This is a genomic window from Olsenella intestinalis (genome assembly GCF_023276655.1).
Classification (GTDB): Bacteria; Actinomycetota; Coriobacteriia; order Coriobacteriales; family Atopobiaceae; genus Olsenella_J; species Olsenella_J intestinalis.
In genome coordinates, this window is record NZ_JALGRK010000002.1 from 982,445 (window position 1) to 1,007,097 (window position 24,653).

15 protein-coding genes are annotated in these 24,653 nt (G+C 67.0%); 4 read left to right on the forward strand and 11 right to left on the reverse strand.

The features are described from left to right. Positions 1–4 precede the first annotated feature (4 nt). The 5 genes from M5D76_RS08885 to rpsA form a co-directional block, all read right to left on the reverse strand. Positions 5–961, reverse strand: a complete 957-nt coding sequence (locus tag M5D76_RS08885) for an ABC transporter permease (RefSeq protein ID WP_248923025.1) — start codon at positions 959–961, stop codon at positions 5–7. Further along, positions 961–1,896: an ABC transporter permease gene (locus M5D76_RS08890; RefSeq protein WP_248923026.1), complete on the reverse strand. Its 936-nt coding sequence runs from the start codon at positions 1,894–1,896 to the stop codon at positions 961–963. Before M5D76_RS08890 ends, M5D76_RS08885 begins: the two co-directional genes overlap by 1 nt. A gap of 133 nt (positions 1,897–2,029) precedes the next feature. Then, complete coding sequence (locus tag M5D76_RS08895; RefSeq protein ID WP_346348411.1) at positions 2,030–3,661, reverse strand: ABC transporter substrate-binding protein; 1,632 nt, start codon at positions 3,659–3,661, stop codon at positions 2,030–2,032. 186 nt (positions 3,662–3,847) lie between these two features. Further along, positions 3,848–4,459, reverse strand: coding sequence for a pyroglutamyl-peptidase I (pcp, locus tag M5D76_RS08900; protein WP_248923028.1), 612 nt, complete (start codon positions 4,457–4,459; stop codon positions 3,848–3,850). Positions 4,460–4,614: 155 nt separating this feature from the next. After that, positions 4,615–5,832: a 30S ribosomal protein S1 gene (gene rpsA, locus M5D76_RS08905; RefSeq protein ID WP_248923029.1), complete on the reverse strand. Its 1,218-nt coding sequence runs from the start codon at positions 5,830–5,832 to the stop codon at positions 4,615–4,617. Between the two features lie 290 nt (positions 5,833–6,122). Between rpsA and M5D76_RS08910 the strand changes: the two genes are divergently transcribed. Then, positions 6,123–6,878, forward strand: coding sequence for an HAD family hydrolase (locus M5D76_RS08910; protein WP_248923030.1), 756 nt, complete (start codon positions 6,123–6,125; stop codon positions 6,876–6,878). 179 nt (positions 6,879–7,057) lie between these two features. After that, positions 7,058–8,362, forward strand: a complete 1,305-nt coding sequence (locus M5D76_RS08915; RefSeq protein WP_248923031.1) for an L-cysteine desulfidase family protein — start codon at positions 7,058–7,060, stop codon at positions 8,360–8,362. A gap of 99 nt (positions 8,363–8,461) precedes the next feature. Here M5D76_RS08915 and M5D76_RS08920 read toward each other — a convergent pair whose 3' ends face one another. Then, entirely contained in the window at positions 8,462–9,937 is a 1,476-nt protein-coding gene (locus M5D76_RS08920; protein WP_248923032.1) for a BspA family leucine-rich repeat surface protein, read from the reverse strand. A 232-nt stretch (positions 9,938–10,169) separates the two neighbouring features. Here M5D76_RS08920 and M5D76_RS08925 point away from each other — a divergent pair, with 232 nt between their 5' ends. Beyond that, positions 10,170–10,481: a helix-turn-helix domain-containing protein gene (locus M5D76_RS08925; protein WP_248923033.1), complete on the forward strand. Its 312-nt coding sequence runs from the start codon at positions 10,170–10,172 to the stop codon at positions 10,479–10,481. 48 nt (positions 10,482–10,529) lie between these two features. On the opposite strand, the gene rnhA is transcribed toward M5D76_RS08925, so the two are convergent. The 5 genes from rnhA to gltB form a co-directional block, all read right to left on the reverse strand. Continuing rightward, a complete protein-coding gene (gene rnhA, locus M5D76_RS08930) occupies positions 10,530–11,024 on the reverse strand; it encodes a ribonuclease HI (protein ID WP_248923079.1) in 495 nt (164 codons plus the stop codon). A gap of 128 nt (positions 11,025–11,152) precedes the next feature. Continuing rightward, positions 11,153–13,885, reverse strand: coding sequence for a DNA polymerase I (polA, locus tag M5D76_RS08935; protein ID WP_248923034.1), 2,733 nt, complete (start codon positions 13,883–13,885; stop codon positions 11,153–11,155). A 772-nt stretch (positions 13,886–14,657) separates the two neighbouring features. Beyond that, a complete protein-coding gene (locus M5D76_RS08940) occupies positions 14,658–15,809 on the reverse strand; it encodes an IS110 family RNA-guided transposase (RefSeq protein ID WP_248922114.1) in 1,152 nt (383 codons plus the stop codon). A gap of 217 nt (positions 15,810–16,026) precedes the next feature. Further along, positions 16,027–17,532: a glutamate synthase subunit beta gene (locus tag M5D76_RS08945; protein ID WP_248923035.1), complete on the reverse strand. Its 1,506-nt coding sequence runs from the start codon at positions 17,530–17,532 to the stop codon at positions 16,027–16,029. Positions 17,533–17,534: 2 nt separating this feature from the next. Beyond that, positions 17,535–22,151 carry a glutamate synthase large subunit gene (gene gltB, locus M5D76_RS08950; RefSeq protein ID WP_248923036.1) on the reverse strand — a complete coding sequence of 1,539 codons (4,617 nt, stop codon included), beginning with the start codon at positions 22,149–22,151 and terminating at the stop codon, positions 17,535–17,537. A 387-nt stretch (positions 22,152–22,538) separates the two neighbouring features. On the opposite strand from gltB, the gene M5D76_RS08955 reads away from it, so the two are divergent. Beyond that, positions 22,539–24,629 (forward strand): glutamine synthetase III family protein, encoded by a 2,091-nt coding sequence (locus tag M5D76_RS08955; protein ID WP_248923037.1) that lies wholly within the window; start codon positions 22,539–22,541, stop codon positions 24,627–24,629. The last annotated feature ends 24 nt before the right edge of the window (positions 24,630–24,653 follow it).

Below are 24,653 nucleotides of genomic sequence, written 5' to 3' on the forward strand. Positions count from 1 at the left end.
CTCCCTACGAGCGCATCTTGGGATCGAGCGCGTCACGCAGCGCGTCGCCAAGAAGGTTGAAGGCCATTACGGTCACGATGATTGCGATGCCCGGGACGATCGAGTAGTTCGGGTTCGACTGGATGTAGGGCTGAGAGGCCGAGATCATCTGGCCCCAGCTCGACATCGGCGGCTGGACGCCGAGGCCCAGGAAGGACAGGGACGCCTCCGAGAGGATCGCGTTGGGGATGCCCAGGGTCGAGACGACGATGAGGGTCGAGACGCAGTTGGGAAGCAGGTGCTTCATGATGATGCGCCAGCTCTTGCCGCCCGAGAGGATGCACGACTGGATGTACTCGGAACCCTTGAGGCGCATCACGTCGCCGCGCACGAGGCGCGCCGTCGACGTCCACATGAGAAGTCCGAGCGCCACGTAGAGGTTCACGAGGCCCGGCCCCATGACGAACATGACGACGATCGCGAAGAGCAGAAACGGGAAGGACGAGAAGACCTGGATCACGAAGGAGATCACGGCGTCGACCTTGCCGCCGAAGTAGCCCGCGAAGACGCCCGCCAGAAAGCCGATGACCAGGGCGATTGCCTGCGAGACCACGCCGACCGAGAGCGAGACGCGGCAGCCGAAGATGACGCGCGAGAGGATGTCGCGGCCGAACTCGTCGGTGCCGAAGACGTGCGCGGCGCTGGGGCCGGCCAGCATGTTGGAGAGCTCCTGGGCGTCGGGGTCGCAGGGCGCGAGCACGGGCGCAACGATCGCCACGATGACGAGAAGGGCGACCACCACGAGGCAGGCCATGCCCAGCTTGTTCTTCTTGAAGATGTTCCAGCTCACGGCCCAGTAGCTCGAGGCGCGGCGCGCGGGCGCGCCCGTGCGCTCCGCGGTCAGGGCCTCCGCGGCCCCCGCGGCCACGCGCTCGGCCTCCTGCACCTTGCGGCTGCTCTTGTCGCTGTTGAGAAGTGCCATTACTCCGCGACCTCCCCTCCGAGTCGGATGCGCGGGTCGACGACGGCGTACAGGATGTCGACGGCGAGGTAGACCACGACGCAGATGATTGCGATGTACATGACGCCGCCCTCGATCAGGGGCAGGTCGCGCGCGTTGATGGCGTCGAGCAGCAGCTTGCCCATGCCCGGGATCGCGAAGACCGACTCGATGAGGATGGAGCCCGTGAAGATCTCGCCGAGCTGCGTGCCGGCGATGGTGATGATGGGGATGAGGGCGTTGCGCAGGCCGTGCACCAGGATGATGGTCGGCGTGGCGAGGCCCTTTGCCTCGGCGGTGCGCATGAAGTCCTGCCCCAGCACGTCGAGCATCGAGGTGCGCGTGACGCGCGCGATGCTCGCGGCGTAGCGCGTGCCGAGCGCGATCGTCGGCAGCACGAAGGCCGCGGCCGTCTTGATGCCCGAGAGCGGGAACCACTTGAGGTTGAGCGCGAAGACGATCTGGATGAGGATGGCTACCCAGAACGCGGGCGCCGAGATGCCGAAGATCGAGATCGCCATGAGCAGGCGGTCGACCCACTTGCCGTGGAAGACCGCCGACACGACGCCAATCGTGAGGCCGAACACGAGCGCGAAGACGTACGCGAGGCCCGCGAGCACGGCCGTCACCGAGAAGGCCTTGCCCATGAGCGAGGCGACGCTCTTGTTCTGGGTGTAGGAGGTGCCGAAGTCGCCGCGCACCATGTTGGCGAACCAGTTGACGTACTGCTCGGCCACCGGCTTGTCGAGGCCCATGTTGTGCCTGACCTGCTCGATGGTCTGCTGGTCCGCCATGTCGCCCATCATGACCCGCACCGGGTCGCCCGGAACCACGTTCAGGATGAAGAACGTGATGGCGGAAATGCAGATGACGACCCCGACGGCCTGCAGGACTCTCTTCAGCAGGAAGTCCCTCATCTGATCTCTCCTCTCCTCTCGCGCGAGGCGCGCGGCCTCGCTCGTTCCAACGGGATGAGAGGCGCCACCAAATTGGCGGCGCCTCTCGTGTCTGGCTACCTGGTGATGTCGTCAGTGCGCCAGGCCATGGACACTAGCCGGCGTAGTCCGGCTTGGTCGTGTCGATGTCAACGTCGATCATGTGGTAGATCAGGTTGCCGACCTTGGCGTTCTGGACGTAGTCCTTGGCGACGAACTGGTTCTTGGGGTAGTACAGCGGCAGCGTGGCGTAGTCCTGGCGGGTCAGGATGTCGTCGGCCTGGCGGTACAGGTCGGCACGCTTCTGCTTGTCCTGCTCGACGCGAGCCTGCGAGACGAGCGCGTCGAACTCGGGGTTGTTGTAGAACGAGCTCTTGCCCTTGGCGTTCTCGCTGTAGAAGTACGTGTACATGTGGTTGTCCGCGTCGGCGTAGAGCGGGAACCAGCCCACGGCCGTGATCTCGAGGCTGCCGTCCGCCCAGTCCTGGGCCCAGACGCCGTGGTCCTCGGTCTCGACGGTCAGCTTGACGCCGATCTTGGACCAGTAGTCCTGCACGGCCACGAGCTGCTTCTGGTTGATGTTCGCACGGACCTTGGCGGACAGCTCGAGGTTGGTGACGCCCGCCTCGGCGAGAAGAGCCTTTGCCTTCTCGGGGTCATACTCAAACGCGGGCGCGTTCGGGTCGTGACCCGGCGTCTGGGGTGCGAGCCAGCCGGACGGGACGGTGCCTGCGCCGCCGACGATCGACTGGATGAGCTCGTCGCGGTTGATGGCGAGCGAGAGCGCCTTGCGGACGCGGACGTCCTGGAGCTTCTCGGAACTGAGGTTGAGGTTGACGAACTGGACGCCCAGGGTCGGGTACTGGGTGATGAGGTCCTTGACCTCGGGGTCGCTCTTGTACTGCTGGAGCTGCGAGGCGTCGAGGTCGCAGTAGTCGACGTCGCCGTTCTTGAACGACATCATCTTGGTGTTGAGGTCGTCGACGAACTGGAAGTGAACCTCGTCGAGGGCGGGCTTGCCGTCGTGGTAGTCGTCGAAGCGGGCGAGCACGACCTCGGTGGTGTCGTCGTTGGAGACGACCTTGTACTTGCCGGTGCCGATGCAGTTGGTGCCCGTGCCCCAGGACTTGCCGGCCTTCTCGCAGGCGTCCTTCGGGAAGATGTCGGCGTAGTTGATGCCGAGGTTGTTCACGAAGGTGACCATGGGGTTGGTGAGGACGAAGGTGAAGTGCGTGTCGTCCTCGACCGTGAGGCCCTCGAGCTCGGTGGCGGTGCCGGCGAGCATCTCCTTGGCACCCTTGATCAGGTCGTACATGTAGGTGGACTTGCCACCGGTCTCGGGCTTGAACATGCGCTCGAAGGAGTACTTGACGTCGCTCGCGGTGAGCGTGGTGCCGTCGTGGAACTTGATGTTGGGCTTCAGCTCGCAGTGCAGGGTGACGCCATCAGCCTCGAAGGTCGGGATCTCCTTGAGCAGGCAGGGCACGAGCTCGTTGTCCTCGGTCCAGCGAAGCGGCGACTCGAAGATGCAGTCGGCGATGGAGGAGGAGCCGGAGTTCGTGGACTTCTGCATGTCCAGGCCCTGCTTGGCGTTGGACTGGGCAAACCTCAGGACCTTCTTCTTGCTGCCGGAGTCGGCAGCGCCGGCACCACCACAGGCGGCGAGCATCGAAGCTGCTGCGGCGCCACCGGCGGTGGCGGCGGAAGCCTTGAGGAAGCTGCGGCGGCTAAGGGACTTCTCCATCATGTTGCGCACCTTTCGACGTGATCTTGTACTGTCTCTGCAACGACCCCACAGGGGTCAGAATCTGCATTGCGAACACTATGCATCACGTCCACAAGAAGATGGACAACTCAATTTGCGTGGAAATCGACACTTAACAAACCGCAGGTAGATAATATTACAGGGATATTTCAAGCAAAGGTCGTAGCCCTAAGAGACCAAGGCCGCCTCGATCATCGCGGCCAGACCCGCGCTCGCGAGATCGCTCGGCAGGCACGCCACATCGGGACGCGAGACGGTCTGCGCCGGCGTGTACGGCACGTGCACGAACCCGCAGCGCGCCTCGATGCCGCACACGTCTGCCTCGTGCAGCACGCGATACATCACCTGGTTGCACACGTAGAGCCCCGCCGTGTCCGAGACCTTCGCAGGCACGCCCGCGGCGCACGATGCGCTCGCGAGGTCGGCCACGGGAAGCGTCGCAAGGTAGGCGTCGGGACCCCCGCACACGATCGGCTCGCCCTGCGGCCTCGCGCCGTCGTTGTCGGGAATCCGCGCGTCCATGCGGTTGACGGCCACGCGCTCGGGCGTGAGGCAGGTGCGCCCGCCGGCCTCCCCCACGCTCACGACCACGGCCGGCGCGGCTTCACGCATCGCGCCTGCGACCATGTCGCCCGACGCGCCGAAGACGACGGGCAGCTTGAGCTTGATGACCTCGCGACCGCAGACCTCGTCCGGCAGCAGTCGCACGGCCTCCCACGAGGCATTGCTCTTCTCGCCGCCAAAGGGCTCGAAGCCCGTGACAATGATCGGTCGCTCCATGATTCCTCCCGCGTCTTCGTTTCGCACGATGGTAGCGCACCCGCCCCTGCGGTCAAGGCGAGGCTCTTCTCGCCTACGCGCCGGGCGGGCGAGAAGAGCCTACAAAAAAGGGGAGCCGCCGAAGCGACTCCCCCACTCAGCCTATGTGGTGAGGCTTACTCCTCGACGGGAGCCTCCTCGGTCTCAGCCTCGACGGCCTCGGCGGGAGCCTCAGCGGCCTCCTCGTCCTCGGACTCGGGCTTGTCCATCGGCTTGACCTCGACCTCGACGCCCAGCGTCTCGGCAGCGGCCTTCATGGACAGGGAGATGCGACGACGGTCGAGGTCGATCTCCATGACCTTCACCTGGACAGCGTCGCCCACGGCGCAGACCTGCGCAGGAGCGTCGACGTGCTGGCGGGCCATCTCGGAGATGTGCACCAGGCCCTCAACGCCGTCGCCGAGGTCGACGAAAGCACCGAAGGTGACGAGCTTGGTGACGGTGCCCTCAACGATGGCGCCGACGGGGTACTTCTTGACGAGCGTGCGCCAGGGATCCTCGGTGGTCTGCTTGAGGCCGAGGGAGATGCGCTCGCGGTTGAGATCGACGTCGAGAACCTGAACCTCGACCTCCTGGCCGACCTTGACGACCTCGGAGGGGTGGTTGACGTGGTTCCAGGAGAGCTCGGAGATGTGGATGAGGCCGTCGATGCCGCCGAGGTCGACGAAGGCGCCGAAGTCGACGATCGAGGAGACGGTGCCCTTGAGGCGCATGCCACTCTGGAGCTTGGAGAGGATCTCGGTGCGCTCGGCCTTGCGGGCCTCCTCGAGCACGACGCGACGGGAGAGGACGACGTTGTTGCGGTTGCGGTCCATCTCGATGACGCGGGCCTCGATGCGGGTGCCCATGTAGGCGCTGAGGTCCTTGACCCTGCGGAGGTCAACGAGGGAGGCAGGCAGGAAGCCGCGGAGGCCGATGTCGAGGATAAGGCCGCCCTTGACGACCTCGATGACCTCGCCCTCGACGTTCTCGCCGGCGTTGAACTTCTCCTCGACGGCGTTCCAGGCACGCTCGTACTCGGCACGCTTCTTGGAGAGGATCAGACGGCCCTCCTTGTCCTCCTTCTGGAGAACGAGAGCCTCGATGGTCTCGCCGAGGTTGACGATCTCCTCGGGGTTGACGTCCTTGCGGATGGAGAGCTCGCGGGAGGGGATGACGCCCTCAGACTTGAACCCGATGTCAAGAAGAACCTCATCGTGCTCAATCTTAACGACAGTGCCCGTCACAAGATCGCCCTCATCAAAGTCGGTGATGGTGCCGTCGATGAGGCTGTTCAGCTCCTCGTCGGATACGTCATCCAGAGAGAAGATGGACGAGTTTTGAATCTCACTCAAAGGTGGACCCCTTTCAAAAACGGGGCCCCGATCTACATGACCGCTGCCTAGGGCGCTCGGCGGATGCTCTGCGCAATTGGAAACTTACATGTTCTCGGGGGCCGACAGATACAAGTGTACAAGCTTTCGCTCATACGCCAGATAGAATACCCGTTGTTTAGTGTTGATTTCAAGCCAAAGTTGTGCAAATCCCGATTTTCACTTCTGTTGCAAATTTTGCGCCACTCGCGGCCGCGTTTGGGTACGCTTAGATACGTCGTGGCACACCGCGAGACGCGAAGGAGGCACCGATGATCAAGGCAGTCCTGTTCGACCTGGACGACACCCTGCTCGACATCAACCTCTCCGCGTTCGTCGCGCGCTACGCGCTTGGCAAGGCCAAGATCCTCTCGCGGATCGCCCGCGTCCCCACCTCGCTCACCTTCTCGCGGATCGCCCGCAGCTACATGGCGGTCTGCTCCGAGTCGCGCACGGACGACCTCACCAACGCAGAGCTCTACAACCAGACCTTCGAGAGGCTCTCCGGCATCCCCATCGAGGACCCCGTCATCGCGGACGCGATCGACTACTACGAGAGCGAGTGCCTCTGGGACCTCAAGGGCGGCCCCGTTCTCGCCCGCGAGCGCGAGGGTGCCCGCGCGACCATCGAGCGCGCGCAGTCCCTCGGCCTCACGGTCGCGCTGGCCACCAACCCCACGTTCTCGCTCGCCTGCGACAAGGTGAGGATGGAGTGGGCCGGCGTCGCCGACGTCGACTTCGCCCGCATCTCGCACATCGAGAACTCGCACCGCGTCAAGCCCGACGCCGCCTACTACGAGGAGTTCGTGGGGGCGATCGGCCTCGAGCCGCACGAGTGCCTCATGGTCGGCAACGACGCGCGCCGCGACTTCCCGCGCCCCGACATCGAGCTGCGCACCGCCTACGTCGGCCACGGCTGGCCCAAGCGCGCGATCTGGCGCGGGCCCATCGGCACGCTCGGCAGCGCCCTGCCGCAGATCCTCGAGATCCTCAACACCCAGGACGAGAAGAGCGAGCACTCCCACTAGGCGCCACCCACTGGGCGCCACCCGCATGCCCACCGGGCACCGCACGCCCGATGCGCCGCTCCCCCATTGATGGTCTTTTCTCGCCGTTGTGGCATGCGCAGCTGATACCTGCAACAATCACAGCCACACGACCGAACCTGCCCGCACCGCGCCGGCAGACCGCACCGAGAGGGAGCACCATGGACGCCTCCGCCTACGACAACCACCTTGCCATCCTGCACGAGGAGCTCGTCTGCGCACTGGGCTGCACCGAGCCCATCGCCGTCGCGCTTGCCGCGGCCCTCGCCCGCGCCGCCCTGCGCGAGCGCCCCGAGCACCTGTCGGTCTCGTGCAGCGGCAACATCATCAAGAACGTGAAGAGCGTCACGGTCCCCAACTCCGGCGGCATGCGCGGCATCGAGGCGGCTGCCACGCTCGGCGCACTTGGCGGCGACGCCCGCCGCGAGCTCGAGGTGCTGCAGGCCGTCCAGCCCGAGGACATCGAGCGCACGCGCGAGTTCGTCTCGGCGGGCTACTGCGACGTCGAGCTGGCCGAGGACGTCCCCAACCTCTACGTGCGCGTGACCTGCGAGGGCGCGGGCCACACGGCCGTCGCCTGCATCGAGGAGCGCCACACCAACGTGGTCGAGCTCGCCCTCGACGGCGAGCCCACGGTCGCGGCAGGCGTGAGCGCCCATGCCCAGGCCACGTCTTCCGAGAAGAGCGAGGCTGACCGCTCCCAGCTCACCCTGAACTCCATCTGGGAGTTCGCCCACGAGGTAAAGCTCTCCGACGTCGACGAGCTCATCACGAGGCAGATCGAGACCAACCAGGCCATCTCCCGCGAGGGCCTCACCAACCGCTGGGGCGCCAACATCGGCAGCACCCTGCTCAAGAGCCGCCCCCAGGACATCTCCTGCAAGGCGCGCGCCGCGGCGGCCGCCGGGTCCGACGCCCGCATGAGCGGCTGCGCCATGCCCGTCGTCATCAACTGCGGCAGCGGCAACCAGGGAATCACCTGCTCGCAGCCCGTGCTCGAGTACGCCCACGACCTCTGGAGCACGCACGAGGAGCTCGTGCGCGCCGTGGTCCTCTCCGACCTCGTCGCCGTGCACGTGAAGTACTTCATCGGCGAGCTCTCGGCCTTCTGCGGCGCGGTCTCGGCGAGCTGCGGCGCCGGCGGCGGCATCTGCATGCTGCGCGGCGGCTCGTTCGCCCAGCTCGAGGCCACCATCGTCAACACCCTCGCCAACGTCGGCGGCATCGTCTGCGACGGCGCCAAGCCCAGCTGCGCCGCCAAGATCTGCGCGGCCGTCGACGCCGCGATCCTCGGCTGCGACATGGCGCTCGCCGACGACAACTTCCTGGCGGGCGACGGCCTGGTCGGCCAGAACGCCGAGGAGACCATCCGCTCGATGGGCTACGTCGGCCGCGTGGGCATGCACCCCACCGACGTCGAGATCCTCAACATCATGATCGGCAAGACGGACGTCACCAGCGCATAGGCGGACGAGAAGAGCACGCCCTCGCTCGGGGCGCATGCGGCAGGCCCCGACGATGCACGATACGCGCATCGTCGACAACCGTTATCTCGACTACCTGTCCTACGCGACTCCGTACCAGCCGATTCCCTCGGCGTTCCACCCAATCGAGACGAGCGCGTCGTTCTCGCCGCGGCTCGTCGTGTAATTGTGCGTTCCAACGCTCGCATAGGGGTTGTACTGCCTATACAGAGGTACGCCGTGCGCGTCGTCGGAATACCAGCCAACGCCCTCGTCGCTCCAACCCACAGACTTGAGGTTGTCACGCTCGCCCGCGCTCATCGTGTAGTGATGGTCGCCAGCGTAGGGGTTATAGAGTCGATACACGGGGCTCTTCGAACGCTCCGGCGCTACCCAGCCGATGCCCTCATACGACCAGCCTATGTTCGCAAGGTGATCCTTCTCCACGGGCGAGGCCGTGTAGAAGTGCTCGCCGGTGTACGGGTTATACAGGCGATACATCGACGACTTTCCACCCTGCGAGGGCGAGGGCGCGGGCGCAGACCCCTGCTTATGCGTCAGGTACCCAGGGTTATCCGGCGCATCTACGTGAGCGTAATCAGCAGACGAATGCGAGTAATCGTACTTGGTCCCATTGCCACCAACGAGCTTGTAGCACCCATCGAACATCCGATAGGTCTCGAGAGGCCCAAGAGACGCCGTCGACCAGCCGTCCCCAACGTAGATACGCTCGAGCTCCTGGCAGTACGCAAACATGCTCTCCATGTTCAGAACCTTCGCGGTATTCCAGCCCGAGAGATCAAGGGACCCAAGGATGTCACAGAAATAAAACAGCTGATTCGCGTTGGTCAGTGATTCAGTATTCCAGCGGGCAACATCAATCGATTCGAGCCTCCTACAACCCCAGAACATCTGGTTCATGGTTTCGACCTGCGGCGTATCCCAGCCCGAGATGTTGAGGTCAAAGAGATGATCACACGCCCAGAACATCTCGCTCATGTCCGTGACGCTCGTAGTGTCCCAGCCAGCCAGGTTGGCTGAAGTCAACGCATCACACGACTGGAACAATCTGCTCATGTCACGTACGCGTGATGTGTTCCACCCAGTCAGGTCGATGGAAGTCAGCGAGCTGCAGCTCCGAAATACTCCGCTCATATTCGTCACGGCAGACGTGTCGATGCCCGAGAGATCGGCTGAAGTCATTTTGCTAAACGACGAGAACAGCCCGGAGATTGACTCGGCGGCGACAATGCGACCGCTCGTCCTCACGCGCTTTACCTCATAAGTCTGCAGGGAATCCCAATACATGTAACCCGTGCTGTTCGGGAGCGTGCCAGAACCGATCGTCAGAACCCCGTCGCTGTCAAAGGTCCATGGGCAGGTTCCAAACGTGCCACTACTCACAATACTTGCCTGGGTCGCGAGGTCATCAACCACCGCATCGGTGAGGGTCGCCTCCGCGTCGCCGGCCTCATCATCCGCGCGGGCAAGCGCGGGGACGCCCGCCAAGACAACGAGGCACGACAGGGCACATGCCAAGCCGCATCGAGCCATCCAACAACGCATGGAGCCACTCATACAGACCCTCCTAGGACAACGGCGCATTCAGAGGCACGCGGCAATCGCGTGCAGCGTTGCATAGCGTACATCAATGAGAAAACTGTCTGTGCAATACAGTGAGCGTAGAGCAGAGTTTTTTGGCCATACAGGTCTGCAAATCTACAGGTAAAGCAGGTGTACCACTATAAATACCGCCTGGCTTTATCACATATGATAAAGGGCGCAACTCTTCTCAACGTACGCTACCCGCATGGATGGCAACGAACTCAAAATCATGGTGGGCGAGGAGATTCGCAGAAAGCGCGAGTCGCAGGGGCTCAGCCTGCACGTGTTCGCCGACATGGTCGGCACGAGCTACACCCATATCTGGAAGGTCGAGAACGGCAAGGTCAACGTGGGCCTCGACCTGCTCTGCCGCATCTCCAACGCACTTGGGGTCACACCGCGAGAGCTCTTCGTGACCCGCCGCGCATGGAAGGTCGAGATCGGAGCCCGCGACACGCGCGACGACGAAACAGAGAAGGCTCCCAAGCATGCCAAGGGGAGCAAGCACACCGCCTAACCACGTCGTGTGGGCGCTACGACCGGGAAGGCCTTCGCGTTTGCTTTGTTAGAACAGGCCGCCCTGGGCGGAGAAGCCCTTGTCCTCCAGCCAGTTTGCGCGGTCGTCGGCGGCCGTGGTGGCAAGCTCGTCGCAGCGCTCGTTGAGCTCGGTGCCCGCGTGGCCCTTGACCCAGATGAAGGTCACGTCGTGCGGCTTCTTGGCCGCAAGCAGGCGCTTCCAGAGGTCGGGGTTCTTGACCGGCTGCTTGGAGGCCGTCTTCCAGCCGCGCTTGAGCCAGCCCCAGACCCAGCCCTTGTTGAAGGCGTTGACCACGTACTGCGAGTCGGAGTGGACCTCCACCTCGCAGGGGCGCTTGAGCGCCTCGAGCGCACTGATCACACCGAGGAGCTCCATGCGGTTGTTGGTCGTCTCGCGATATCCCGCCGAGAGCTCGCGACGGTGCTCGACGCCCGCGGAGTCGCGGAAGAGGAGCACCGCGCCGTAGCCGCCAGGGCCGGGGTTGCCACGCGAGGAGCCGTCCGTCCAGACCACGACGCGCATCTTTGAGGCGGAGCCACCGACGCGGCCGTTGCTCTTCTCGGCGGCGGAATCGTCGTCGAGGGTCGCGTCCACGAGCTCGTCCTCGAAGAGGTCGGGGTGGTCGTGCATGATCTCGTCGAAGGATGCCATTACTTCGCCTCCGCCCAGTTGGAGCCGAAGCTGACGTCGGCGATCAGCGGGACGCGCAGCTCGCAGACGCCCTCCATCGTCTCGCGGACGAGGCTCGAGAGCGCGTCGACCTCGGCGGCGGGCACCTCGAAGTCGAGCTCGTCGTGGATCTGCAGGACGAGGCGGCTCGCGAGGCCCTCCTCGCGCAGGCGCTCGGCGACGCGGACCATGGCGATCTTGATGATGTCGGCGGCAGTGCCCTGCATGGGGTGGTTCATGGCGGTGCGCTCGGCGAAGGAGCGCAGCTGGAAGTTGCGGGAGTTGATGTCCTTGATGTGGCGCTTGCGGCCGTACATGGTGGTCGCGAAGCCGCTCTTGCGCGCAGTCTCGACGGACTCGTCGAGGAAGCGGCGGACGCCCGGGTAGGCCTCGAAGTAGCGGTCGATCATCTCCTGGGCCTCGCCGCGGGGAATCTTGAGGGAGGTCGCGAGGCCGAAGGCCTGCTGGCCGTAGACGATGCCGAAGTTGACGGCCTTGGCGCGGCTGCGCAGCTGCGGGGTGACCTCGTCGACGGGAACGCCGAAGACGCGAGCCGCCGTGGCCGCGTGGAAGTCGGCGCCCTCGCAGAAGGCGGCGACCAGGTGCTCGTCGCCGGAGAGGTGCGCGAGGAGGCGCAGCTCGATCTGGGAGTAGTCGCAGGCGAGGAACACGTTGCCCTCGTCCACGGTGAACGCGGTGCGCACGCGGTGGCCGAGGTCGGAGCGGGTCGGGATGTTCTGGAGGTTGGGCTCGGAGCTCGACAGGCGCCCCGTGGCCGCGACGGTCTGGTTGAGCGTCGTGTGGATGCGGCCGTCCGTGCGGATGAGCTTGGGCAGGGCGTCGAGGTAGGTGCTCTTGATCTTGGCGCGCTCGCGGTACTCCAGCACGTCGGCCACGACCTTGTGGTCGCCGGCGAGGTCGGCGAGGACCTTGGCGTTGGTGGAGTAGAAGCCCTTGCGGGTCTTCTTGAGGCCGGCGGTGGGCAGGCCCATCACGTCGAAGAGGACGTGCGAGAGCTGCTGCGGCGAGTCGAGGTTGAACTCCTCCCCCGCCTCGGCGCGGATGGCGGCGACCATGGCGTCGATCTCGGAGCCGAGGCTCGCTGCCTGCTCGGCCAGGATGTTCGGGTCGCACCTGAGGCCCTCGCGCTCCATCTGGAGCAGGACGAGGGTGAGCGGCATCTCGACCGTGGTGAAGAGCTCGAGCGAGCCGTCGGCCTGCAGAGCCTGGCCCAGCACGTCCACGAGCGCGAGCTCGGCCAGGACGTCGAGGGCCTCCTGCGGCGCCTCGTCGGACGGCTCGGGCATGGCGCCGCCCGTGAGCTGAGGGTTCTGGTAGAGCTCGGCCGGCGAGAAGGCGCCCGAGTCGGAGTCGAGCAGGTAGCCGGCGATGGAGACGTCGAAGAGGTGCGAGGCGTCGAGCGCGGCGACGTCGACGAGCGGCTCCAGGGCCGAGTCCGCGGGGACGACCTCGTGGAGAAGGGCCTTCACGTCGGCGCTGACGAGCCAGCCCTTGAGCGCGAGGTCGCGGATGGCCGCACGCAGGGCGTCGTCACCCTCGATGCGCAGCAGCTTGTCGCCCGTGGCGCACCACAGCACGCGGGGCTCCTCCTCGGCGAAGAGGGACTGCTGGCCCTTCTTCGTCTCGGGGGACTGAAGCTCTGCCGCGACCGGGGCGCCGTCGGCGATGGCGGCGTCGAGCGCCGCGCGCGCAGCGTCGCCAGAAAGGGGCTCGGGAACCTCCAGGGTGGGTGCGGGCGCGACGTCCACGCTCGTCTCGGCACCGCCAAGGCGAAGGAGACGGGAGATCATGCCCGTGAAGCCGAGCGCGGAGAAGGCGTCGGTGACGGTCTGGGCCTCGAAGGTGGGGAACTTGGCGTCGGCGAGGTCGAGCTCGACGGGCGCGTCGGTGCGGATGGTCGCGATCTTGCGGCTGACGAGCGCGTCGTCGATGTGGGCGCGCAGGTTCTCGCCCATCTTCCCCTTCACCTCGTCGGCGTGGGCGATGACCTCGTCCAGGCTGCCGTACTCGACGATGAGGGCGGCGGCCTTCTTGGGGCCGATGCCCGGCACGCCGGGGATGTTGTCGGACGAGTCGCCCTTGAGGCCGTAGAAGTCGGGGACGAGCTCGGGCGTGACGCCGTGGTAGAGGTCGTCGACGCTCTCGGGCGTCATGATCTGCACGTCGGAGACGCCCTTCTTGGTGGCGACGATCTTCACGTTCTCGGTGGCGAGCTGGTACATGTCGCGGTCGCCGGTGAAGAGCAGCATCTCAAAGCCGGCCTCCTCGCCGCGGCGGGCGAGCGTGCCGAGGATGTCGTCACCCTCCCAGCCCTGGAGCTCGACCACGGGCACGTCGAGCGAGCGCAGCAGGTCCTTCACCATGGGGAACTGCTCGTGGAGGGAGGGGTCCATCGGCGGGCGCTGGGCCTTGTACTGCGGCAGCATGTCGATGCGGACCTGGGGCTTGCCGCGGTCGAAGGCGCAGATGACGCCGTCGGGCTGGAAGGACTCGACCAGCTTGATGAACATGTTGAAGAAGCCGAAGAGCGCGTTGGTCGCGCGGCCGTCGGGCGCGCTCATGGGCTGGCGGATCGCGTGGAAGGCGCGGTGCATCAGGGAGTTGCCGTCGATGACGGCGATGGTCCTTCTCGCCTGCTCGGCGCCCGCGGCGCCGTCGTGCTCCGGGGCCTCGGCGATGGTGGTGTCTGCCATGCGATCTTCTCCTTGCGTCTGGGTGTGCCCCTTGATTGTAGCGGGCGGGCAGGGAGAGTTCGAAGCGCGCACACAATGGGCGCAGCGGACGCGGGTCTGGTGGCCTTGAGGACGTGAGCTGCAGCGCAGAATGGCCTCGAGGGCGCGAGTGCCGATGGCCGTCAGCGCAGAATGGCCTCGAGGGCGTGAGTTATTTTGTGTCTGCAGCGCAAACTGGGCTCGAGGGCGTGAGTTTTTGATGCCTTGCAGCGCAGATGTGGGTTGAGGGCGTGACCGTCAGCGCAGAATGGCCTCGAGGGCGTGAGTGGAGTCGCGCCCTCGAGCGGGTTTTGCGCTGCAGCTCACGCCCTCAACTGCATTCTGCGCTGACCCCTCGCGCCCTCGAGGCCACTTTCATATGTTCATCAGCGTGTCAAGCGCGCAAGGCTCACCGGTTCGGCGGCTCGGTGGCTAGCTAGGCCACCTTGCCGCCGAACGGCGAGAAAGATCATCCGCCACGCCGTCTGGCACCGCATCCCGGCCCGCGGGCGGACCGGGCCAACGTGCACAGTTTCACATCCGTGGATACGGCATGCCGCCCAGGGTGCGGCGACAGTCCGCCCACACAACGACGATCCGTAGGGAGGGTTGCTCTTGGCCCAAGGCCAGTCTGCGCACGTGCATACGGCGACCCGGGGACGCGGGCGCCGCGCACATAAAGTGGTCGCAGGTCTCCTCCCGGCGCCGGCCCAGCCGGCGCGGCGGTCAATCCGCTATCAGGGCCGGCCAGCCGCTACTCGAGCGACTCGGCCACGATCACGCCGATGTGCCAGACCCAGACGGCCAGCTCGGAGGCGAGCGCCACCTTGATCTTGTTGCCCGACTTGCCGCCGTCCTCGAGGGCCCTGTACCTCCTCATGAGCCTCGCGTTGGCCTTCGCGGCCTCCGCCCTCGTCCCGGGGACGGGCTCCTGCCCCTCCCTCGTCCTCTTGACGGCGGACTTGCGCCTCGGGAACGTGCCGAGGCCCTCGACGAGGCACTTCCGCAGGCAGCTCGGCCCGCTCTTGGTGATCGGGCCGCGGGAGCCCTTCTCGCCGCTCGAGTGCTCCTTGGGCGTCAGGCCCATCCAGCTCCGCACGCGGCGCCCGGAGCGGAAGCGCCTGAAGTCGCCGAGCTCGGCGGCGGCGAGCAGCGCGGTCTCGGGCCCGATGCTCGTGAGCTGGGAGATCGAGTCGACGTACGGCTTCCACCTGTCCTCCTGGCAGAGGGCGAGGACGAGGCGCCTGCGCTCGTCGACCTTCGCCCTCCAGTCCTCGACGTCCTGGCGGTAGAGCGAGAGCGTGAGCGCGTCGGCGCCGCCCAGCCCGGCCGTCTTCCCGTTGAGCCAGGTCACGTAGCGCTTCGTCCACGTCGACCTGAGGTTGCCCGCCTCGGTGCGGTCGTTCCAGACGATGTCCTTGCCCAGCAGGAAGGACGAGACCCTCTGCTTCGCGCGGGCGAGCTCGTCGGCGGAGAGGCGGTAGGCCCTGCAGAGGTCGCGCGCCTGCTCCTCCTCCCTGGAGGGGACGTAGCACCACGAGAAGTCGTGCGCGGGGGCGCTTATGAGCATGAGCAGGGCCCTGGCGTCGCCGGGGTCGGTCTTGCGCTGCGCCTGCTTCGTTGAGCGGGGGAGCGTGGCGACCGCGACGATGCCGCAGTCGCCGCCGAGGTCCCTGATCGACCTGCAGAGGGAGGACTTGGTGGGGCCGGACTCGTAGGCGTAGAGCACCCTGCCGGTCGTGTGGGCGCCGACCCACCCCATCACCTCGGCCGCCCCCGGGCAGCCGCGCAGCGTCGTGCTGGCGACCTCCCCCGTCGAGGTGTCGAGCGTGGCGATCGCGATCGAGCGGGCGTGTACGTCCATTGCGGCGAAGCTCTGGTAGTGGCGGGCGCTATACTCGTTCATCAGGGGCTCCTTTCCTTCGGACCGTCGCCGGCCCTTTTTTCCTGCAAACCGAGCGTAGTCCAGGAGGGGAGCCCCTTCGGCTCGCCCTGCTGCGAACGGCTCACAGGTTCGAAGCTGATGAACATACCGTCTGCGCTGCAGCCAACCACGAGCGGCCCGCAGTCATGGGAGACCGCGGGCCGCGAAGGCTGCATCACAATCTACTGAGGAGCCTGCGCTAGAGAAGCGCGGAGGCAACCTCCTGGGCGCAGGCGAGGCCGTCGGCGATGGCGTTGACCACCAGCGACGAGCCCGAGCGGGCGTCGCCCGCCGCGAAGACCGGGACCTCCCCCGTCGCCGCGACGCGATGGCCCTCGCTGTCGGAGGTGGCGGAGGTGGGGCGCACGCCGTCGCGGAAGGGCTCGCACTCGACGCCGAGCGACTGGAGGACGGCCGACTCGGGGCCGCTGAAGCCCATGGCGATGAGGACGAGCTGGGCGTCGATGGTGCGCTCGGTGCCCGCAACAGGCTCCGGCTTGCCGTGGCTCCAGTCGAGCGAGACGATGCGCAGGCCGCCGACGGGCGCGTCCTCCCCACCCGGCTCGCCGTCGACCTCGGCCGGCAAGACCTCCAGGGTGTTCGTCGCCCAGAGGCGCGGGTCCTCACCCTGTAGCGCGATGGCCTCGAGCTGGCCGTAGTCGACCTTCTTGAGGGTCGCCCACTCGGGCCAGGGGTTGTCCTTCGCGCGCTCTTCGGGCGGGGCCGGCAGGAACTCGAGCTGGGTGACGCTCTTCGCGCCCTGTCGGAGCGCCGTGGCGACGCAGTCGGTGCCGGTGTCACCGCCGCCCACGACCACGACGTCGAGCCCGGCCGCGGTGATGGCGGGCGCCTCGCCCGAGACGACCGACTTGGTGGAGCTCGTGAGGTAGTCGACCGCGAGCGTCACGCCGGGGCGGTCGGCGCCCGGGCAGCGCAGCGTGCGCGCCGCACCCGCGCCGGCGGCCACGACCACGGCGTCGAACTCGCCACCCGTGAGGCGCGAGGCGACGGCCGCGTCGCAGGCGTCGGCGCCGCACTCGAAGGCGATGCCGCTCTCGCGCATGAGCTCGACCCTGCGGGAGACGACCTCCTTGGGCAGCTTCATGTTGGGGATTCCGTACATGAGCAGGCCGCCGGGGGCGTCGCTCTTCTCGAAGACCGTGACGCGAAGGCCGAGGCGGGCGAGCTCCCATGCGGCGGCGAGGCCCGCGGGTCCCGAGCCCACGACGGCGACCCTGGGAGCGTCCTCGGCAGGCGCGGGCAGAGGCCTGGCCGATGCGGATCCCGTGGCCCAGGCGTGGTCGCTGATCGCACGCTCGTTGTCGCGGATCGTCGTGGCGTCGTCGGAGAGGCCCAGGTTGCAGGCCGTCTCGCAGAGCGCCGGGCAGACGCGGCCCGTGAACTCCGGGAAGGGGTTCGTGAGCGAGAGGCGCGCCGCGGCGTCGTCCCAGAGGCCGCGATAGAGCAGGTCGTTCCACTCGGGGATCAGGTTGTGGAGGGGGCACCCCGACGTGCGGGCGGCGCCGAAGCCGATGCCGCTCTGGCAGAACGCCACGCCGCACATCATGCAGCGCGAGGCCTGCTCGCGCTGGAGCTCCTCGGAAAGCGGCAGCGCGAACTCGTCGAAGTCGGCGATCGTCTGCCTCACGTCACGCTCGTCGTGCGTCTTGCGCTCGACGTCCAGAAATGCTCCGGGCTTACCCATGGCTACATCTCTCCCCTCATGAGCTCGAACGCGCGCTCGACGGCCTCGTCGCGGGTCGCGCCCTTCCTCATCTCCTCGTCCACCCGGACCATGATCTTGTGGTACTCCGTCGGGATGACCTTCACGAAGTGCGACCTCACGACCTCGAAGCGGAACAGCAGCTTGATGCCGCGCGGGCTGCGCGTGCGGCGCACGTGCTCCTCGATGAGGGTGCGCACCTGCTCGAGCTCCTCGTCGGTCGGCTCCATGAGCTCGACCATGTCGCGGTTGCAGCGCTCGGCGAGCGTGCCGAACTCGTCGTACACGTAGGCCACGCCGCCGCTCATGCCAGCCGCGAAGTTCTGCCCGACCTCGCCCAGGATGAGGGCGACGCCGCCGGTCATGTACTCGCAGCCGTGGTTGCCGACACCCTCGACGACGAGGGTCGCGCCTGAGTTGCGCACGCCGAAGCGCTGGCCGGCAAGGCCGTTCACGAAGCCCTTGCCCGAGGTCGCGCCGTAGAAGGCCACGTTGCCGACGCAGACGTTCTCGTCGAACTTGAAGCTCGCGCTGGGGTGCGGCGCCACCGAGAGGATGCCGCCGGAGAGCCCCTTGCCGAAGTAGTCGTTGGCGTCGCCGCTGACGTTGATCGTCACGCCGGCAGGCAAGAACGCGCCCAGGCTCTGGCCGCCCGAGCCCTCGCAGTCGATCGTGACCGAGCCCTCGGGCAGCCCGTCGGGGTGCGCGCGGGTGATGGCGGCGCCGAGCATCGTGCCGACGCAGCGGTTGACGTTGGCGATGTCGGCCGTGAAGCGGATCGGCTCGAGGTGGCGGCGGGCGTGGTCGGTAAAGGGCACGAACAGCGTCGCGTCGAGCGTCGATTCGAGCTGCGCGTCAAAGCCCATGCTCGGCAGGTAGTGCGCGCAGTCGGACCCCTCGATGCTGCTGCCGAAGACGCAGGTGGGCTGGACGAGAAGAGCGCTCAGGTCGCACTTGTTGGCCTTCTCGTTGCCAGGGACCTCGACCTGCCTCAGGCACTCGGGATGGCCGACCATCTCCTCGACCGTGCGGAAGCCGAGGCTCGCCATGATCTCGCGCAGCTCGCGCGCGACGAAGCGCATGTAGTTGATGACGTGCTCGGGCTTGCCGGCGAAGCGGCCCCTCAGGCGCGCGTTCTGCGTGCAGATGCCCACCGGGCAGGTGTCCTGCTGGCAGTCGCGCTGCATGAGGCAGCCCATGGCCAGAAGCGGGGCCGTGGCGAAGCCGAACTCCTCCGCGCCCATGAGGCACGCGACGGCGACGTCGCGGCCGTCGAGCAGCTTGCCGTCGGCCTCGAGCACGACGCGCGACCTGAGGCCGTTGGCGACGAGCGTCTGCTGGGCCTCGGCGAGGCCGAGCTCGAGCGGCAGGCCGGCGTGGTAGACGGAGTCGCGCGGGGCCGCGCCCGTGCCGCCGTTGGCGCCCGAGATCGAAATCTTGCCCGCGCCGCCCTTGGCGACGCCGGTGGCGATCGTGCCGACGCCCGCCTCGGAGACGAGCTTCACCGAGATGCGCGCAGCCGGGTTGGCGTTCTGCAGGTCGAAGATGAGCTCGGCGAGGTCCTCGATCGAGTAGATGTCGTGGTGGGGCGGGGGCGAGATGAGCCCGACGCCCGGCGTGGAGCGCCTCACGCGCGCGACCCACGGCCAGACCTTGCGGCCGGGCAGGTGGCCGCCCTCGCCGGGCTTCGCGCCCTGGGCCATCTTGATCTGGATCTCGTCGGCGCTCGCGAGGTAGCGGCTCGTGACGCCGAAGCGGCCGGAGGCGACCTGCTTGATGGCCGAGCGCAGCGAGTCGCCGTTGGCAAGCGGGGTCTCGCGGCGCGGGTCCTCGCCGCCCTCGCCCGTGTTGGAGCGCCCTCCCAGGCGGTTCATCGCGATGGCGAGGCACTCGTGGGCCTCCTTGGAGATGGCGCCGAAGCTCATCGCGCCCACGTTGAAGCGGTGCACGATGTCGTCGACGGACTCGACCTCGTCGATGGGGACGGGGCCCGACGACCTCGGCACGAGCTCGAGCAGGTCGCGCAGGGTGGTCGCGCGGCCGGGCGCATGCACGTGGTCGCTGAACGTGCGGAACAGCTCGAAGTCGCCCCTGCGGACCGCCTGCTGAAGGTAGTAGATGGCCTCGGGGTCGATGAGGTGCTCCTCTCCCCCGAGGGGGCGCCACTTGGTGAGGCCGGAGCTCGTGAGCTGGTCAGGCGCCGGCGTGGTCCTCAGCGAGAGGGCCTCGTCGTAGCGGCGCTCGCACTCGTGCTGGACGTCGCCTGCGTCGAGGCCACCGATGCGGCTCGCGGTGCCGGCGAAGTTCTGCTGGACGAAGGGGTCGGCGAATCCGACGATCTCGAAGATCTGCGCGCCGTGGTAGCCCTGCAGCGTCGAGATGCCCATCTTGGACATGATCGAGACGATGCCGGCCGTGAGCGCGCGGTCGTAGTTGGCGATCGCGGCGTCGACGTCGAGCTCGAGGGCGCCGACCTCGCAGAGGTGCTCGATGCAGTCGTGGGCGGCGTAGGGGTAGACGGCCGAGGCGGAGTAGCCCACGAGCGTCGCGAAGTCGTGCGGCGTGATGGCGTCGCCGCACTCGAGCACGATGTCGGCGTCCATGCGCACGCCGGCGCGAATCAGGTGGTTGTGCACGCGGCCGAGCGCCAGAAGCGACGGGATGGGCACCTCGCCCTCCCCCGCGCGGTCGCTGATCGCCACGATGTTGCACCCGCGCCTGACCGCGGCCTCGACGTCGGTCGCGAGCCGCTCGAGGGCGGCCTCGAGCGCGCCCTCGCCTGCGTCGCGCCTGAACGTTGCCGAGAAGAGCGCGGCGTGGAAGCTGGTGCGGTCGACGTGGGCGATGCGCTCGAACTGGTCGCGGGAGAGGATGGGGCCCTCGAGGCGGATCAGGCGGCAGGAGTCGCGGGCGTCCTCGAGGATGTTGCCGTGGTTGCCGAGGTAGAGCACGTTCGAGGTGACGATCTTCTCGCGCAGGGCGTCGATGGGCGGGTTCGTGACCTGGGCGAAGAGCTGGTTGAAGTAGTTGAAGAATGACTGCGGGCGCTTGGAGAGCACGGGCAGCGGGACGTCGGCGCCCATGGAGGTCAGGGGCGCCTTGCCCGTGGCGGCCATGGCCCGGACGGACTCGTCGACGTCGTCGTAGTGATAGCCGAGCTTGGCGAGGCGCAGCGTGAGGTCGATGTCGGCGTCGCGCTCGCTCTTCTCGGCGGCCGGGGCGTCGAGGTCGTCGACGGCGAGGGTCTCGGAGGCGAGCCAGTCGCGGTAGGGCTTCTCGGCCGCGAGGGCGTCGCGGATCTCGTCGTTGTAGACGACGCGGCCCTGGGTCGGGTCGACGAGGAGCATCTCGCCGGGGCCGAGGCAGCCGGTCCTCAGGATGTTGCCGGGCTCGATGTCGAGGGGCCCGACCTCGGAGGAGAGGATCATGCGGTCGTCGCGGGTGAGGTAGAAGCGCGCGGGGCGCAGGCCGTTGCGGTCGAGCACGGCGCCGAGCTTGCGGCCGTCGGTGAAGGCGACCGCGGCGGGGCCGTCCCAGGGCTCCATGAGCATCGACTGGTAGGAGTCGAAGGCGCGGCGCTTGTCGGAGAGCGTGGGGTTGTGGTCCCAGGGCTCGGGGACGAGCATCGACATCGCGCGCTCGATGCTGCGGCCGTTCATGGTGAGGAACTCGAGCACGTTGTCGAGGATCGCGGAGTCGGAGCCCTCGCGGTTGATGACGGGGACGACCTTCTCGAGGTCGTGGCCGAGCTGGGGCGAGTAGAGGTTGGGCTCGCGCGAGCGGATCCAGTTGACGTTGCCGCGCAGGGTGTTGATCTCGCCGTTGTGGATGATCATGCGGTTGGGGTGCGCGCGCTCCCAGCTCGGCGTCGTGTTGGTGGAGTAGCGCGAGTGCACGAGGGCGATCGACGACTCGACCGCGGCGTCGTTGAGGTCGAGGAAGAAGCGCCTCATCTGCGTGGCGACGAGCATGCCCTTGTAGACGATGGTCCGGCTGGACATCGAGCAGACGTAGAAGATCTTCTCGGTGAGGGCGTGCTCGGCGTCGGCGCGTCGCTCGATCGTGCGGCGGCACACGTAGAGGCGGCGCTCGAAGTCGTCGCCGGCCTCGACGTCGTCGGGGCGCGCGATGAAGGCCTGCACGATGGTGGGCATGCAGGCGCGGGCGGTCTCGCCGAGGTCGTGGGCGTCGACGGGGACGTCGCGCCAGAAGAGGAGCTTCAGGCCCTCGGCGAGGCAGCCGTCCTCGAAGACGCGCTTGGCGGCCTGGACGCCGCCCTCGTCGCGCGGGAGGAAGAGCATGGCGACGGCGTAGTCGCCCTCGGCCGGCAGGATCTGCCCGTATCGCTGCGACACCTTGCGGAAGAAGCGGTGCGGCATCTGGAAGAGGATGCCGGCGCCGTCGCCGGTGTTGCTCTCGAGGCCCTTGCCGCCGCGGTGCTCGAGGTTGACCAGGATCGAGAGCGCGTCGTCCACGGTCTGGTGCGAGCGCACGCCGTGCAGCTGCGCGATGGCCCCGATGCCGCAGGCGTCGTGGTCGAACGAGGGGTCGTAGAGGCCCTTCCTCCACGTGCCCAGACAGTCTGCCTTGTCATGTCCCATGTTGCTTCCTCTCCTCTCGCACCCGCCGCGCCCCGGTCGGCGTCGCGAGTGCGGCGTAGCTCTTCTCGCCCAAACGTATGACGTTGTGAGCCCTCATAGGTTCGCGCGCGGGACACATGACGCGCAAGCACTTGAAAAACGGACGTATCGCCCCGTTAACAAAACGACGGCGCGCCGTCACGTGTGGGGTGCGTCAAGTCTGCGATTCGCCCAGCTTGCTGACGTATCATGTGATAGTTGGTCGATTTCGTGAACGAACCCGAGCGTCAACGCAATCGCCCCAGACGCGTCACACGCGCGAAACGCTTGGCGAGTAGTCTCGTTGCCAAGCTTTTCGGGCCTGCGCGAATGGGAGCGCAAGCGCCAGAACACCCAAGGAGGGACGCAATGGCATCAGATAAGGTCTCCGCCGAGTACGGCAGCCTGGTCTTCACCGACGCGGACATGCAGGAACGCCTGCCCAAGCCCACGTACAAGGAGCTCAAGCGGACCATCGACGAGGGCGAGCCCATCGACCTCGACATCGCCAACGAGGTGGCCCACGCCATGAAGGAGTGGGCGCTCGAGCACGGCGCGACCCACTTCACGCACTGGTTCCAGCCGCTGACTGGCATCACGAGCGAGAAGCACGACGCCTTCATCAGCCCGAGGGGCGACGGCACCGTGCTCATGACCTTCTCTGGCAAGGAGCTCGTCCAGGGCGAGCCCGACGCCTCGAGCTTCCCCAATGGCGGCCTGCGCGCGACCTTCGAGGCGCGCGGCTACACCGTGTGGGACCCCATCTCGCCGGCGTTCATCAAGGACGAGGTGCTCTGTATCCCCACGGCCTTCATCTCCTACACCGGCGAGGCCCTCGACAAGAAGACGCCGCTTCTGCGCAGCGAGGTCGTCGTCGAGAAGCAGGCCAAGCGCGTGCTGAAGCTCTTCGGCAACGAGCCGAGCCGCGTGCTCGTGACCACGGGCCTCGAGCAGGAGTACTTCCTCATCAAGGAGGACGACTACCAGGCCCGCCCCGACCTCATCCTGTGCGGCCGCACGCTGTTCGGCTGTGAGCCCGCCAAGGGCCAGGAGCTCGAGGAGCACTACTTCGGCGCGATCCGCCCGTCCGTCAACGCCTTCATGAAGGAGGTCGACGACGAGCTCTGGAAGCTCGCCATCCCGGCGCGCACCAAGCACAACGAGGTCGCCCCCTGCCAGCACGAGCTCGCCCCCGTGTTCGAGCAGAGCACCCGCGCGATCGACAACAACCTCCTCACCATGGAGAAGCTCAAGCTCATGGCGACCCACTACGGCCTTGCCTGCCTCGAGCACGAGAAGCCCTTCGAGTACGTCAACGGCTCGGGCAAGCATGACAACTGGTCGATCTCGGCCGACGGCGAGAACCTCCTCGAGCCCGGCGACGACCCCCAGGAGAACCTGCAGTTCCTGGTCGTGCTCTCCTGTCTGATCGCAGCCGTCGACGAGCACGCCGACCTGCTGCGCGCCGCCGTCGCCTCCGCGGGCAACGACCATCGCCTCGGCGCCAACGAGGCGCCCCCGGCGGTCATCTCGATCTTCCTGGGCGACGACCTCGCCGCCGTCGTGAGCGGCCTGATCAACCACACCGAGATCGCCTCGCACGACCGCGAGGAGATCGACCTCGGCGTGCCGCAGCTGCCCAACCTCTTCCGCGACAGCACGGACCGCAACCGCACGAGCCCCTTCGCCTTCACCGGCAACAAGTTCGAGTTCCGCATGGTCGGCAGCCAGCAGAACGTCTCCGACGCCAACATGGTGCTCAACGCCGCCGTGGCCGAGCAGTTCGACCGCTTCGCCAACGACCTCGAGAACGTGCCCGAGGACGAGTTCGTCAAGCAGACCCTGCACTGGATCAGGCGCACCCTGCGCGAGCACCAGCGCGTCGTCTTCGAGGGCAACGGCTACTCCGACGAGTGGGAGCGCGAGGCCGAGGAGCGCGGCCTGCAGAACAACAAGACCACGCCCGACGCCCTGCCCTGCATGGTCACGAGGAAGAACATCGACTTCCTCGACAAGTACGGCGTCCTCACCGAGGCCGAGACCCAGGCCCGCTACGCCGCGGCGGCCGAGCAGTACGCGAAGCTGCTCAACATCGAGGCCAACACCATGGTCGCCATGGTGCGCAACCTCTACGTGCCGGCGCTCTCGCAGTACTCCGGCGACCTCGCCACAAGCGTGGCCACCAAGGCCGAGATCGGCATCGTGAGCGCGACCGAGAAGGACCTCGTGCGCAGCCTGACCGAGGGCATCGAGGCCATCAGCTCCTCCGCGAACGAGCTGGAGGAGAAGAACGTGGCGGCGCGCCAGATCGAGGACCTCAAGCAGCGCGACGACGCCTACCGCGACGAGATCCTGCCGGCCATGGCCGAGCTCAGGTCGCACGTCGACGACATGGAGCGCGTCTGCGGCAAGGACTACTGGCCGGTCCCGAGCTACAACGACATGCTGTTCTACGTGTAGGCTCTTCTCGCCCAAGGGCGAGAC

What these genes read in the sequence shown, in the direction of transcription:
- M5D76_RS08910 (WP_248923030.1), top strand. Translation starts at nt 6,123, where the DNA reads ATGATCAAGGCAGTCCTGTTCGACCTGGACGACACCCTGCTCGACATC.
- M5D76_RS08920 (WP_248923032.1), bottom strand. Translation starts at nt 9,937, where the DNA reads ATGAGTGGCTCCATGCGTTGTTGGATGGCTCGATGCGGCTTGGCATGT.
- M5D76_RS08955 (WP_248923037.1), top strand. Translation starts at nt 22,539, where the DNA reads ATGGCATCAGATAAGGTCTCCGCCGAGTACGGCAGCCTGGTCTTCACC.
- rnhA (WP_248923079.1), bottom strand. Translation starts at nt 11,024, where the DNA reads ATGCGCGTCGTGGTCTGGACGGACGGCTCCTCGCGTGGCAACCCCGGC.
- M5D76_RS08895 (WP_346348411.1), bottom strand. Translation starts at nt 3,661, where the DNA reads ATGATGGAGAAGTCCCTTAGCCGCCGCAGCTTCCTCAAGGCTTCCGCC.
- M5D76_RS08890 (WP_248923026.1), bottom strand. Translation starts at nt 1,896, where the DNA reads ATGAGGGACTTCCTGCTGAAGAGAGTCCTGCAGGCCGTCGGGGTCGTC.
- M5D76_RS08925 (WP_248923033.1), top strand. Translation starts at nt 10,170, where the DNA reads ATGGATGGCAACGAACTCAAAATCATGGTGGGCGAGGAGATTCGCAGA.
- M5D76_RS08915 (WP_248923031.1), top strand. Translation starts at nt 7,058, where the DNA reads ATGGACGCCTCCGCCTACGACAACCACCTTGCCATCCTGCACGAGGAG.
- pcp (WP_248923028.1), bottom strand. Translation starts at nt 4,459, where the DNA reads ATGGAGCGACCGATCATTGTCACGGGCTTCGAGCCCTTTGGCGGCGAG.
- M5D76_RS08940 (WP_248922114.1), bottom strand. Translation starts at nt 15,809, where the DNA reads ATGAACGAGTATAGCGCCCGCCACTACCAGAGCTTCGCCGCAATGGAC.
- M5D76_RS08885 (WP_248923025.1), bottom strand. Translation starts at nt 961, where the DNA reads ATGGCACTTCTCAACAGCGACAAGAGCAGCCGCAAGGTGCAGGAGGCC.
- polA (WP_248923034.1), bottom strand. Translation starts at nt 13,885, where the DNA reads ATGGCAGACACCACCATCGCCGAGGCCCCGGAGCACGACGGCGCCGCG.
- gltB (WP_248923036.1), bottom strand. Translation starts at nt 22,151, where the DNA reads ATGGGACATGACAAGGCAGACTGTCTGGGCACGTGGAGGAAGGGCCTC.
- M5D76_RS08945 (WP_248923035.1), bottom strand. Translation starts at nt 17,532, where the DNA reads ATGGGTAAGCCCGGAGCATTTCTGGACGTCGAGCGCAAGACGCACGAC.